General features: G+C 37.9%; 13 protein-coding genes. 1 reads left to right on the forward strand and 12 read right to left on the reverse strand.

Annotated features, from left to right (window positions below; genetic code table 11):
* Positions 1-9 precede the first annotated feature (9 nt).
* The 3 genes from I6F50_RS09210 to I6F50_RS09220 all read right to left on the reverse strand — a co-directional run bounded on the left by I6F50_RS09210 (position 10) and on the right by I6F50_RS09220 (position 2,574).
* Positions 10-603, reverse strand: a complete 594-nt coding sequence (locus I6F50_RS09210) for a nucleotidyltransferase family protein (RefSeq protein WP_010553929.1) — start codon at positions 601-603, stop codon at positions 10-12.
* Complete coding sequence (locus tag I6F50_RS09215) at positions 597-1,625, reverse strand: XdhC family protein (RefSeq protein WP_197176033.1); 1,029 nt, start codon at positions 1,623-1,625, stop codon at positions 597-599. Before I6F50_RS09215 ends, I6F50_RS09210 begins: the two co-directional genes overlap by 7 nt.
* An 85-nt stretch (positions 1,626-1,710) precedes the next feature.
* Positions 1,711-2,574 (reverse strand): DUF6279 family lipoprotein, encoded by an 864-nt coding sequence (locus tag I6F50_RS09220; RefSeq protein ID WP_166377205.1) that lies wholly within the window; start codon positions 2,572-2,574, stop codon positions 1,711-1,713.
* 731 nt (positions 2,575-3,305) lie between these two features.
* Here I6F50_RS09220 and I6F50_RS09225 point away from each other — a divergent pair.
* Positions 3,306-4,031, forward strand: a complete 726-nt coding sequence (locus I6F50_RS09225) for a tetratricopeptide repeat protein (protein ID WP_007582012.1) — start codon at positions 3,306-3,308, stop codon at positions 4,029-4,031.
* Positions 4,032-4,161: 130 nt separating this feature from the next.
* Here the strand turns inward: I6F50_RS09225 and I6F50_RS09230 are convergent, their stop codons facing one another.
* The 9 genes from I6F50_RS09230 to I6F50_RS09270 all read right to left on the reverse strand — a co-directional run bounded on the left by I6F50_RS09230 (position 4,162) and on the right by I6F50_RS09270 (position 13,362).
* Positions 4,162-5,580 carry a coniferyl aldehyde dehydrogenase gene (locus I6F50_RS09230; protein WP_197176034.1) on the reverse strand — a complete coding sequence of 473 codons (1,419 nt, stop codon included), beginning with the start codon at positions 5,578-5,580 and terminating at the stop codon, positions 4,162-4,164.
* A 178-nt stretch (positions 5,581-5,758) separates the two neighbouring features.
* Positions 5,759-7,234: a DASS family sodium-coupled anion symporter gene (locus tag I6F50_RS09235; protein WP_165729468.1), complete on the reverse strand. Its 1,476-nt coding sequence runs from the start codon at positions 7,232-7,234 to the stop codon at positions 5,759-5,761.
* A gap of 8 nt (positions 7,235-7,242) precedes the next feature.
* Positions 7,243-8,199 (reverse strand): porin, encoded by a 957-nt coding sequence (locus tag I6F50_RS09240; RefSeq protein WP_024593158.1) that lies wholly within the window; start codon positions 8,197-8,199, stop codon positions 7,243-7,245.
* A gap of 174 nt (positions 8,200-8,373) precedes the next feature.
* Positions 8,374-9,738 carry a sigma-54 dependent transcriptional regulator gene (locus I6F50_RS09245; RefSeq protein WP_024609208.1) on the reverse strand — a complete coding sequence of 455 codons (1,365 nt, stop codon included), beginning with the start codon at positions 9,736-9,738 and terminating at the stop codon, positions 8,374-8,376.
* Positions 9,731-11,461, reverse strand: coding sequence for a cache domain-containing protein (locus I6F50_RS09250; RefSeq protein WP_024593156.1), 1,731 nt, complete (start codon positions 11,459-11,461; stop codon positions 9,731-9,733). The genes I6F50_RS09245 and I6F50_RS09250 overlap by 8 nt, the downstream gene beginning before the upstream one ends.
* Positions 11,462-11,631: 170 nt before the next feature.
* Positions 11,632-11,895 (reverse strand): hypothetical protein, encoded by a 264-nt coding sequence (locus I6F50_RS09255; RefSeq protein WP_010553937.1) that lies wholly within the window; start codon positions 11,893-11,895, stop codon positions 11,632-11,634.
* A gap of 203 nt (positions 11,896-12,098) precedes the next feature.
* Positions 12,099-12,350, reverse strand: a complete 252-nt coding sequence (locus I6F50_RS09260) for a hypothetical protein (protein ID WP_165729466.1) — start codon at positions 12,348-12,350, stop codon at positions 12,099-12,101.
* 146 nt (positions 12,351-12,496) lie between these two features.
* A complete protein-coding gene (locus tag I6F50_RS09265; RefSeq protein WP_024593155.1) occupies positions 12,497-12,865 on the reverse strand; it encodes a response regulator in 369 nt (122 codons plus the stop codon).
* 92 nt (positions 12,866-12,957) lie between these two features.
* The gene (locus tag I6F50_RS09270) at positions 12,958-13,362 is read right to left on the reverse strand and encodes a DUF1761 domain-containing protein (RefSeq protein WP_024593154.1); all 405 of its coding nucleotides are present in this window, start codon (positions 13,360-13,362) and stop codon (positions 12,958-12,960) included.
* Positions 13,363-13,508 lie beyond the last annotated feature (146 nt).

The raw sequence follows: 13,508 nt of genomic DNA on the forward strand, positions 1-13,508 counted from the left end.
ACTACTTTTTCACTCATTTTTAGCTATAAAATTACTTAGCTGCTTTTGAGTATCTATGTCTAAACTCGCACTATGTAAACTAATTGTATTGACGACCTCACTGCTGGAGCGCAGTAATTGCTGTGCACCTCTATCTGAAGTTAAGCTTGTAAGCTGAGATAAATCAACTGCTGGGAATATAGCGGGTACGCCTAAACGCTCACCATAGTTTGCGCACCAGCGCGATGGATTACGTGTAAAACCAGTAACTAGCTCACTTAAGTGCGCTACTTTTAGCTCAACCTGATCCGCGAGCATAAATAAAACCCCATCAAAGGACTTATTTTTAAACACTGTTTGAGAAGCTATCGCGATTGAATTACCTAAACCTTGGCTCCATTGCTTGTTCTCAATGAGCTCTATGTTTTTATAACCTGCCAGTGCTTGTGATACTTCTTTATGCCATGCCCCGGTAACTACATACACCGGCGTGTCATCAAGTGCTTGAAGTGTATTTACTGCATGCTCAATCATTGTTTTGCCAAACCCGATATCAGCCGTTAATTTACAGCCGTTAAAGCGAGATGATTGACCTGCGGCTAAAACAACTTTTGCAATTAGCACGCCTCTTGCCCCCAACGGCTTAGCGATTGGGCGTTTTTGTCACACAGCACTGCATGTATTTCACTGATCAGCGATAGTGCAATACTCTCTGGCGAGTCGCCGCCTAAATTTAAACCGACAGGGCCAAAAACAGGAGACTTTATTTGTGAAACACGCGTATTTGCGTGCTCTAAAACTTGTTCACGTCTGTGCTTAGGACCCAATAACCCTATGTATTTAAACGGAACATCTTTAAATTGAGCCAACGTATTCGCGTCGAGCTCAACGCTGTGAGCCATTAAAATAGCAGCATCTACTTTATTAGTTATGCAATATTCTTTTAACTCACTCGGTGTGATGCGCAAAATAGCATCAGCATTTTTAAAATATTGCCTTTTTGCATTGGCAGCACGTGTATCCCATACAGTTACACTCCAACCAAGTTGTTTGGCAAATGTATAAACCGGAACTGCATCGGCCCCACCACCCACTATTAATAAATGAGGAGGCGGATAAATAGAAGTTTGCAAGCACGTAGCGCCTTGTAATTCTACCAACTGCGCTTTGCGGTTCATTGATAAACCATGTAACTCATCATTTTGCGTAAATACACCACTACCGGCTGGCAAAATGGGGCTTACTTGTTGAAGGTATCGCCCTGGTTTATTCTCATTAAGTGCTTTAGATACAAGCTCTAACTGTAAATAGTCATTAGCCTTGTGGATGGGCTGCAATAAAATGTGTACTATGCCCCCACAACCAATGCCAAGTTGAAATGTTAAATCGTCTTCGTCGGTAGCATCATAACTGATGGTTTTACTGGTTAAAGTACTCATTACTTGTTTAGCGTGGCGCTGTATGTCAGCTTCTAAACAGCCACCCGAAAGCATCCCCAAGCGCTCGCCTAGGCTCGAAATAAGCATCATAGCCCCTAGTTTTCTGTAGCTAGAGCCTTCAATTTTGTACAAAGTAGCTAAAACCCATTCTTGGTTGTCCCTATTGAGATGCCAAGTGTTTAAGATACTTTTCAAATCTGTAACCATATATTGCCCTTTAAAAAGCATTTTTTGCGTTTAAAAACAAACCAGCCTAAACAGCTAATTTAAAACTTAATAATTCACGCACAATTTAGTTTTCTATTATATCGTTTAAGGTCTCAATTAACTCATCAAATTGATCATTAACACTTTGGCGTTGTTTATCATTTAGAGTTAGGTTTAATTTGTAGAGTAAATTTATATATAAATTTAAGTTTACTTCATTGCTTTTCAATAGCGCGTTGCTCATATAAAGTTCGCGCTCTTCAATAACCGTACTTAACTGATTTATAAATTCTTTTTTTGTAATTTCAGCATTTGTAAATACCTGTTTGGCTGCATTCAAACGGTTTTGCTTGTACTCTAACCACAGCGCTCCTGAGTCTTGATGTTGCTCATTAGTCGATTTAATCAGCGCTTTTTGTTGTTTATTAAGCTTGCCTATCCACTGCTCGTAGTATTCAAATTGCTCTTCTAAACGCTCACTTTTTCGCTCAAGCGGGGTTTGTTCGTTAAACTCTTCGCGCTCGTCGTTAATTTTTATTTGGATATTGTTTAAAAGCTCACCTCTTTGCTCACTTGATAAGGTTGCCCCAAGCTCAGCTAAAGGCAGCTTTGCGTATCCAAGTAGGTTCTGCCAATGTTGTTTTGCAAGCACAACCTGTGTTTTTAATTGTTTAGCCTCCAATGTTTGGTTAAACAATACTTTTATATTTTGTATGTCTTGTCTGTAGGCGGGTAACTGGGTAGTTCGGTGCCAATTTTGTGTTGTTGTAATTATGTTTTTTAGCTGTGTATTTTGCTTTTTATTTAAATCAACATAATCGTCAACCCAAAACGATGAAAGCCAACTCAAATTATTGTAAGTAAAAGATGCCGAACAACTACATAAAAACAACATACTTACAGCAAGGCATATCTGTTTTAGTTTTTTTGCTTTGAAATTATTAAGCATAACTTTCTCTATTATTTATATTGTGGCGAAGCTCAAAACTCATTTGATAATAATTATCATTTAAGCATTGACTTGCATTTAGATCTAACTGATAATCGTTCGCACAAACACAGTGTAACGACCTCAGTGCCTACGGAAGAATATTCAGCAAGGATGCTGACACATTAAAAGAAGAGCGTGCCGCTTCGTGTTATTACTTACTCGACCCAAGTAATAACATCAAATATCACATTTACTTGCTACATTGCTCATATTAGTGACGGTTAATATGACTCAAAAAAGCCCTAACGGGCTTTTTTTATTTCTTTAAATTTTCTATAAAATCTGTATCTTACACTTCTTAAACTCGTTTACTTACCTTAAAAGTCCACCGCGCTATTATTTACATTTTATACGCACGATCTGATAAGGTATCGCCTTGCGTTTGCGCTAAAGCTGGCGTAAAACATAACAGTAGACACCCTTTTTTGCATCTATTTATAATAACCGATTTAGTCTCTGCTTAAATGCATTGAGTATTAAACGTTTAAAATGCGCAAATAGTGCAAAAATTTAATAATTTAGCATTTAACTAAAGTCTGTTTACCTTTCGGGATTAAAACTTGTTCTATTTAGGCGCTATTTAATCGCTATTTAATCGCTATTTAATCGCTATTTAATCGCTATTTAATCGCGGCAAGATATACTGGCCCTAAAACCTATCGTAACTATTACTAATTGGAGACATTAATATGTCACAGTTTAATTTGAAAGCACTCGTTCTTGCTGGCGTTTTACTTGCCAGCCCTTTCGCTCATGCAACATTAGAAGATGGCATAAGAGCAGCTAACGAAGGTGAATTTGCAGTCGCCCTAAAAGAGTTTCAATACCTTGCCGATAAAGGTTTTGCACCAGGAATTTACGAACTAGCTAAATTATACGAAGGTGGATACGGTGTAACACGCGATTACCGCAAAGCAGCTGCGCTTTATCAACAAGGCGTTAAAAAGAACCATCCGGATTCAATGTTTGCGTTAGCTGTTTTATACGACGAAGGTAAAGGCGTAAAGCTTGATCACCAAATGGCTGTTACCTTATTTGAAAAAGCAGCCAATAAAAACCTGCCTGCAGCTCAGTTTAATTTAGGTGTAATGTATTCCAATGGCGTGGGCGTTACGCGAGATTATGAAGCGGCACGCAACTGGTACGAAAAAGCAGCTGCAAACAATTACTCTTTAGCACAATTCAATTTAGCCCTCATGTATTTTGAAGGGCTAGGTATGCCAAAAGATTTAGAAAAGTCATACATTTGGAATACTATCGCTGAGTACAACGGCAATATGCAAGCGAGTCATAGCCGCAAACTTGATGAGCGTAAAATGCTGCCTAAAGAAATTGAAGAAGCTAAAGAAAAGGCCGATGCCATTTATGCAAAAATACAAGTGGGTACTTATGCTGGCGAAGGTCGCTTATTTTAAAGTTTAAGAGTTTAAGACCTTAGTTTGAAACTAATCTAAAAAGGCTGAATTACATAACGTAATTCAGCCTTTTTAATATCTTGATTTAGCAAGTTCAAAATCTATTCAACTTTACAAAATCAACATACTCTTATTTTATGTAAAGCCACTTTAGTAGCTTAATAAGAAGTTTGCTTTGTTTTAGCAGCATAACAATACGAGGATTAAACGAGCCCGATACTAACGTGTTTTTAGCATGGCTAAACGTTAAAAACCCTTCTATGCCATGATAATGCCCCATTCCTGAATGCCCTACACCACCGAAAGGGGCATCGTCAGCAGTTACTTGCACTAACGTATCGTTTATCGCCACAGTGCCACTGATTGTTTGCTTCATAATATATTCTTGAGCGTGCTTATCTTGCCCTAAAATATAAAGCGCTAACGGGTGGTGATGGGCTTTAATATAGTCAATTGCGCTGTCGAGCTTGTCATAACTCATTATTGGTAGTATTGGGCCAAATAGCTCATCTTGCATAAGCTGCATTTCGTCAGTAACTTGAGTCACTAAGTGCAGCCCCATACGATGTTTTTGCTCATCTTGCTGGTTTTGCTCAAGTGGCTTAATAATGTTTGCGCCAAGCTCTTGGGCTTGCTCTAAGTAGGTTGCTAAACGTTTATAGTGTGCATCGCTAATAATAGAAGTTAAGTTTTTACCTTCAACACCCTCTTTAAAATGCTTTTTATATAGCTCACATAACTGCTGAATAAGTTGATGCTCAAGCGCTTTGGGTACAAATACGTAATCGGGTGCTACACATATTTGCCCTGCGTTGGCCATCTTGCCAAATAGTAAAGCTTGCGCCGCTTTTTTAATATCGGCATTTTGAGTAATAATAACTGGCGATTTACCACCGAGCTCAAGCGTTACGGGTGTTAAATTACGACTAGCCGAAGCCATTACTAATTTACCTACGGCCGTTGAGCCCGTAAATAATAAATGAGCAAATGGGAGAGATGAAAACTGCGCGGCTACGTCGCTACCGCCTTGTATTATTTTGCAATGCGTTTGCATGTCGTCTTTAAATATTTTTTCGATAACGACGTTTGTGTGAGGTGTAAACTCGCTTAATTTGAGCATGACTCTATTACCGGCAGCTATGGCGGTAAGCACAGGTACTAACGCTAGCTGAATTGGGTAATTCCACGGTGCAATAATACCGACTACACCCTTGGGCTGGTAATTAACACTGACTTTTGAAGGCCACAAACTTAAACCCACAGAGCGATTACTTGGCTTTGCCCATTTTGGTAGCTTTTTGATAATGTGCGCGAGTGTTTGAACCGTAGGTAATATATCGCCAAGTAGAGTATCGAAAGCGGTTCTGTAACCAAAGTCTTTTGAAGCAGCATCCACTAGCTCTTGCTCAAGTTCAACAATACGTACACGGAGTTTTTTTAATAAAACGAGACGTTTATCAATTGGCAAGTAAGGTGTTTCGAGAAAGCTTTTTTGCAATTCATCAAATTGAGGAATTAAAGGCATTGCCTGTGATGTGTCGGTGCTCAAAATAGATTACTCAATTTTTAAAGTTACCGCAGACTATAACCTTGTTCTGTTTTTCGAGCAATAACACTAATTATCTAAAAAAGAGCTTCTTGAGCAATATAAATAAGTATAAAGAGTAGCTTTGTTTAAAACTGTAAATATAAACAAAGCTACTGGTTGGAACTAATTTAGTACAGCTTTAAAAGCCAAATACTTGCGCTGCGATAGTCATTGTCACTAGCGTAATTAATACAATGGCGACAATATTTAGCACAAAGCCGGCTCTTATCATGTCGCGCATTTGAATTTGCCCTGAGCCAAACACAATAGCGTTTGGTGGTGTCGCTACCGGCATCATAAACGCACAACTACACGCTATAGCTGCAGGAATAACCCAAACTAAAGGCGAACCTGTTATAGACTCTGCAACGGGTCCTAACAAAGGAAGAAAGCCAGCTGCAGTCGCTGTATTACTCGTGATCTCAGTTAAAAATGTAATTAATGCCACTACAACAAGTACACTCATAACAAGTGGAATGGCACTAGCGCCTTCAATTAGGTGAGCAATAAATTCAGCAAGCCCTGATGACTTAATTTGAGATGCAAGTGTAAGCCCGCCACCAAATAATAATAAAACGCCCCACGGCACTTTAGCTGCGCTTTCCCAATCAAGAATACGTTCGTCACTGCCTTTGTTTGCAGGCAAAACAAATAGTAATAATGCGGCGGCAATCGCAATACCCGTATCAGAAATTTTAAGCCCTGTTATGTCGCCAAGTATAGGTCTAAATATCCAACACAGTGCTGCTAAAACAAACACAAATAACACGCCTTTTTCGGCGCGTTGCATTATACCTAGGTTTTTTAGCTGCGTTGAAAACACCGCTTTTGTATCAATTTTTTGATCGTTTTTAACATTAGCATCTACTTTATACGCAAATTTGGTAAGCCAAACCCAACTAATAATAAGCATACTTAAAGACAGTGGTACGCCTACAATCATCCACTGAGCAAAGCCTATTTCAATTTGGTAACTGTCAGATAGGTATGCAGCCATTAATGCATTAGGCGGTGTACCAATTAAAGTAGCAATACCACCAATGCTTGCACCATAAGCAATTGATAGTAGCAATGCTTTGCCAAACCCTTCATTACTTGGGTCTGATTGCTTAACCAAATTGGTAATTGAAAGTGCAATAGGTAGCATCATTACGGCTGTTGCGGTATTAGACATCCACATCGACAAAAATGCAGTTACAAGCATCATTGCTAAAATTTGCAAACTTGGCTTTTTACCCGCATATAACATGGTGCTAAGCGCTATACGTTTATGTAACCCCCATCGCTCCATAGCGATAGAGATTAAAAATCCGCCTAAAAATAAAAATATTAGCGGGTGCGCATACGGTGCAGCCACACTTTTTATGGCTTCTATACCAGCAAGTGGTGATATTACCAAAGGGAGCAAAGCTGTTGCTGGAATTGGCACTACTTCACTTACCCACCACGATGCCATCCAAAATGCTAAGCCTGCTGTTTTAAATGCAGCAACCGACATACCCTCAGGTGGGTTTACTAGACAGGTAAGCAACATAACGCTTGGGCCCAGTAATAGCCAAAACCATTGCATACTCTGTTTTTTAGGAGAATTGTTTTTTAAAATTTGTTGAGTCATTACTTTTCCTAAAATTTATATTTAAGGCCAAGAGCAACACTGCTGTCGTCTTGTTCTTCTAAATTAAGATCGGTATATAAAAGATAAGCTGTAGTTTGCTTATCAAATACATAATCAAGGCCTGTGCTCCATTGCGTTGCCTCAGATGCTTGACGAAGAGTTGAGTCATCTTTAGCAAATTGAATTTTTGGCACCCACTTATCAAGTGTATAACTGGCACTTAATACGTAACCATTGCCCGACTTACTGCCATCTACTGATTCTGAATGCTGGTACAGCGCACCTAACTGTAATTGTTCGAACTTATAAACACCAACAAGGCGGCTTGCTTTTACATTGTTAAGTGAATCTACATGACTGAACGACACATAATATGAAGTACTTTTTAAATTACGGTCGCCATAAATAAGCGTAGCAGCAAAGCCTGCTTTATCGTCTTTATTGTCATCTTTTGGCGCATAAGTAAATGAAAACTGCGTATTATGCCAATAGTTTGAGGTGTAAGTTATAGTATCACCGAGGCGATCTTGGCCTGCTATAACCTGTGCCATATCGGCTTGAGTTTCGTTAAAGTTATCGAGTTTACCTTCAGAATATTTAAAACGAGTGTCGTTACGACCTACAACAACTTCACCAAACGCGCCTTTTAAACCTAAGTAAGTATTACGTGCTGTGAAAGGTTCTTGCGTATCATCTTCTTCAAAACCTTTAACTTGTACCTCATATTTAAAAACAGCACTTAAATATTCGTTAAGTTTATGATCGCCCTTAATACCAATACGCGAGTATGGCGCTTCAATTTGAGTACCCTCTTCGGCATAACGCATTATGCCCGTATCAGTACTGGCAATTTGTACTTCAGCTTTACCGTATACAGCGTACTCTGCAGCAAAAGATGTGTGTGAAAATGTAGCTAAGCAACCATAGGATAGAAATAAAATACAGGTGTGTGTAGTTTTTGTCATCGTGTGCCCTAATTATTAGAATCTACTTGTTGTAGCGCTAATAAGGCAACTTTACTGCCAAGTGTATAAAAGCAATATATTTCAATAACTTACTAAAACAAATTGTTTGATTTAAATAAAAACGTGTGAATTACCACACATAAGAAAGTGGGTCTTGTCACCAAACCCACACATTTAGTCAGTAAACATATCTCTATTAAGATTGTATTTACTCATTTTATCGTAAAGTGTTTTACGAGCAATTTGCAGTGTTTCCATAGTGTTTTTAATACTGCCGTGGTTTTGCTCAAGCGCGTACTCAATAAGTGACTGCTCATAAAAAGAGACTTTTTCAGATAAGCTTAAATCGGGAGATAAGCCACCTAATTGTTGTGTTTTAACTTCAGCAAAGGCAAGTTCGGCACCAAGTAATACAGCTCGCTCTGCTTGATTTCTTAGCTCTCTCACATTGCCCGGCCAGTCATAGGCAACTAACCGCTGTTGTATTTCGTAATTTACTGCCGCCGGCGGCTTATGATAGCGAGTTGCAGCAATAGAGCTAAAGTGTTTAAACAAAAGTAATATGTCAGCTTTTCGCTCTCGTAATGGCGGAATATTAACGTTAACCAAACTAAGTCTGTAGTATAAATCAGCTCTAAAATCACCCTTTTCAACTAACGCAAGTAAGTCTACTTTTGTAGCTGCAACAATTCTGATGTTTAAATCAATTGCTTTGTTATCGCCTACAGGTGTTACTTTTCGCTCTTCTAATACGCGTAATAACTTAACTTGCAGTGCCATTGGAGTGCTTTCTATTTCATCTAAAAAGACCGTACCACCTTGTGCATATTCAAACTTACCTTTTCGACTTTGAGTAGCCCCTGTATATGCACCACTTGCTGCACCAAACAATTCGCTTTCTATTAACTGCTCTGGTACTGCGCCACAATTAATAGCAACAAAATTACAGCTAGAGCGATTACTCTGATCGTGTAGATACCGCGCTACAAGTTCTTTACCTGTGCCAGTTTCACCTTCAATCATTACATCGGTTGGGGTATCTATAATTGTGTTTAATAAGTGCATCATGTGTTGCATTTTAGGTGTGTCACCTAGTATGCGTACACCTGGGGCTGAGGTTTTCTGTACAGCCACTTTTAATGCGCGGTTCTCCATAACAAGGCTTCGTTTGTCGCACGCTCGTGCTATGCAATCAAGAAGATGTTCGTTAACTGGTTTTTCAAATAAATCATACGCACCTAATTGCATCGCTTTAACTGCTATCGATACATCAGCGTAACCAGTTAAAAATATTACAGGGAGCTCACTATCAAAAGCCGTTATTTGCTCTAAAAGCGTTAGGCCATCCATGTTCGGCATATTTATATCGCTCAGCACAACTCCAGCAAAGCGCCTATTGAGTTTGCTAAGAGCGGTGCTTGCGTCATTAAAACACTCAACGGTGTATCCTTCGAGAGTGAGCAATTGCTTTAAAGAGTCTCTGATCATTGCTTCATCATCAATGACTATTATGTGATTACATGGGGAGCTATCAATCATCTTTATTTTCCTGCCTGTTAGAGAGGCTAATTATAAATTCAGCCCCGCCTTCAACTCGATTGTGCGCGCTCAAACAACCATTAAACGAATCTATTATTTGTTTTGATATAGATAAACCAAGGCCTAAACCTTTACTTGATTTAGTACTATAAAAAGGTTCAAACAAATTACCAAATGCATGTTGCTCAATACCAGAGCCAGTATCTAAAATCGACAGTTTTACTCGCTCTTCAAAACACTCCAGCTGAAAACTTAAGTTACGAATAATTGCACCATTCATAGCTTGGCTAGCATTAGTAATTAAATTAACAAGTACTTGTTCAAATTTAAGCGAATCGACCCACACAACGACGGTTTCATCAAAATGAGGTGGCTCTACTTGTACGTTATCTTGCTTTAACTGCGCGCTAGAAATCATTAATGCGTTATTAACAAGCCCTGCAAGAGGGTAAGGTCTGAGCTGCATTTTTGAAGGTTTACTAAAATGCTTTAACTGACCTACAATTTGGTGCACTCGATTAACTAATCCCTCAATCACTACTAAGCTTTCACCAAGTGCTGAAGTATTTCCTTTAGCTAATAAACGCTTTGCCGAAGCTAAATAAGTATTAATAGCACTGAGCGGCTGGTTTATTTCGTGGTTGATTCCTGCACTTAGCTGTCCTATTGTCGCAAGCTTTGCAGATTGAACTAAAGCCGTTTGTACTTTTTCCAAAGCTTGAGTGCGCTCAAGGACTTCAAGTTCAAGGCTATGTCTGGAGTACACCAGTTTTTTATAGCCCGCAAAACGAGTTAATAAAATATAACTAACAATAATAACTAAACTACAGATAATAAATACCCAAAATAAGCGAGGCAGTTGAGCTGAATTAACTTTTGTTATATCAACGAGTACGTTCATTGTGGCATTAAAATATCGTAAAGGTCTTTGCGACATTACGTAAAGTTTTTTATCTATTTTTAAATGTTTAATACCTTCATTAGAAAATTGAAACTGCTTAATATACAAAGGCTGATGATCTAAATAAGCCCGACGAGATTTAATATCTCTGCGCATAGTTATATCAAGTTCAGTGAAGCTGTTTAATCGCCACGTTTGCATATCTGACATTGCAATTACCTCATCTGCAAGCTGCAAAAAAAAGTGACTACCCTTTGAAGTATTTAGAAGCTCTCTGTCATCCTCAAATTTACTTACATTCACTTTTAACACAACAACACCAATGGCTTTATTGTCGCGATATACTGCTTGTGAAAAGTAAATACCACGCTCTTTAGAGCGCATGCCTAATGCAAAGTACGCTACTTTTTCGCCTGCAAATGCACGTTTGAAATAAGGTCTAAACGCAAAGTTGCTACCTAAAAAAGTATAATCGGCTTGCCAATTACTACTGGCAATAACTTCGCCTTGAGTATTTAGAACAAAAATATCTGAGGCACCACTGGCTTGTTGAATATCAGCAAGGTAGTTATTAATAGCGTTATAGTGCTGTGGCTGCGCATCTACAAAGTCTATCATTAACGAGTTATAGGTAAGTAACTGGGGAATAGCAGAAAAACGAGCAAGCTCAGTATCAATATAGTTATTTAATTGCGTAACTTGGCGCTCAGCCTGGTAGGTTGCTTGCTCAACATCATGAGAACGACCAAGCCAAAACGTAACAACTAATATAAGTACGAGTAACACACAAACAGTAATGATTTTTTTAGAAAAAGAAAACATGAAGAACTCGCAAAAAATAGCCAAGAAAATTTTAGGGCGCTAGTGTAACGGCTAATCTCTAGCAGAGATATAAACTTTTTGTTAACAACAGTTTTAAAGTGTTTAAAAACAAAAATCGCCGTAAACAACTATGTTTACAGCGATCTGTTTAGCATTAAATTAAAAAAAAATTAATTTGTAGCTAATGTTGATCTATTTTTAACATATTTATATAAGCCAATTAACGACGCTGCAATCCAAAATATCTCGATTACAAAGCTCGCTAAATTAAAGTTATAACAAAGGCTAATTAACAGTAAAATTGCCCCTGTTAAATTCATCATATTATACGTTAAGCTAGCTGGAGATGTTTTACCTAGCTGCAGTAAAAAAAATGAACCAACTACTAAAAAAGTACCTGTCATGCCTATGATGTCAAATAAGAGTGCTATCACGAAACTATCCTTTATCCATTTTTAAATAACCCAATAAACTGGCCCGATCCATGGGGAGGGTATTTTTTCATTCATTGAAACAGCAAACCGGGCGATTCTATCAATATGGTAAATTCTAACAAGGCCATATGTCCGCATGCACAAGGCTTTATACTTATTCGCTTAATTAAGTATTATTGCGGTTTAGTATTACTTCATATACCTTATTTAAAGGTTACTTTGCCGCCAATTATTTTATAGGCCGGCGCACCGCGAATAATCGCTTCTCGGGCAAATGGCCGGCTACAGTTAGGGCAAATACAAGCCTCTGTTGTAAAGTCTTGGCTAATACGCTCTTTAAAGCACTTAATTAATGTTCCTTTTCCCCCTTTTCGATATTTAAATAAAGAGGCTTTACAAGCAGAGCAAAAAATATCAACCGTTTTAGTAGGGCCTTTTTTGTTGGGTTTTGCCATTACGTCCTGCGGTATTATATAAAGAGTAATTAGCAATTATATCAGTTTAGATGGGTAAAGGTTACCACCTCTGACTTAGAATTTAGATACGGCAGACTTAATCTATAAAGCCCCATTACATATAACCTTTATAAAATAAACACATCCTAATCTTTAAAAAAGAAGCGGTTTAATTGAGATGACAATACATTCATATTAAAAGGTTTGACTATAAACCCTGATACCTTAGCTGCAATAACTTGCTTAACTTTATCTGTACTGTCTTCACAAGTAACCATTAAAACGGGAATATCAGCGAGTTCTTTATCTTTTCGAATGTTAGTAAGTAAACTAACGCCATCCATTTTTGGCATATGAAGGTCAGTAATAACCAAATCGAAATGTTGATTACGCAGAAATACCAAAGCTTGCAATCCATCAGTTGCTTCAACGATATTGCTATACTCTAGTTTTCTAAGCATATTAATTAATACGTGTCGCATGAGTGGCATATCATCAACAACTAATATTCTCATTAGTTTCTTTACCAAATTGTATAAATGGGATTATATAAAACTACTCTACTCGTAGATAAGGATCAAATTTGGATTTGCTGATTATTTAAATCTTACGGCCATATCCCTAAAATGAGCCCCATTAACGAAAATTGTAAAATATGGTACCCCCCGTTAATTAAAAAAAGCTTTAGAGGGCGTTGCTCAAATATATAACTCAATCCTAATGAACTTCCAATCCAAAAAAAGCCAATAATAAAGCCAGTCCCTATACTTTCACCTAAGCTTGCGTCTTTACCTAAAAAAAGAGACAGCATTAAAGCCGCTATAAACACTAAGAAAAAGCTGCCGCCAAATATCAACTTAGGATTAGCCGATTGTAAATCCAGATCAGTTAAGCCAATACTTTCTAGCCATGCATTTTTAAAGAGAGCTTTTGAATACCATATACCGCCAAGCATAAAAGAAGACAGTGCAGCCACTAGTATCGCAAAATAATCTACATCTAAAAGGTTCATACAAACAGCCGTATACAAAAAGTGTAATACCGTTTGGTATTAAATATTAACGGTATAAAGATACTCCCAATGTAGTTATAAATAGGGGATTGAGCAAATAGCCTAACTTAAATTAATTTTTGGTATAGAAGATAATTATAAAAATA

This window comes from Pseudoalteromonas sp. NZS127_1, from assembly GCF_015864295.1.
GTDB lineage: Bacteria > Pseudomonadota > Gammaproteobacteria > Enterobacterales > Alteromonadaceae > Pseudoalteromonas > Pseudoalteromonas arctica.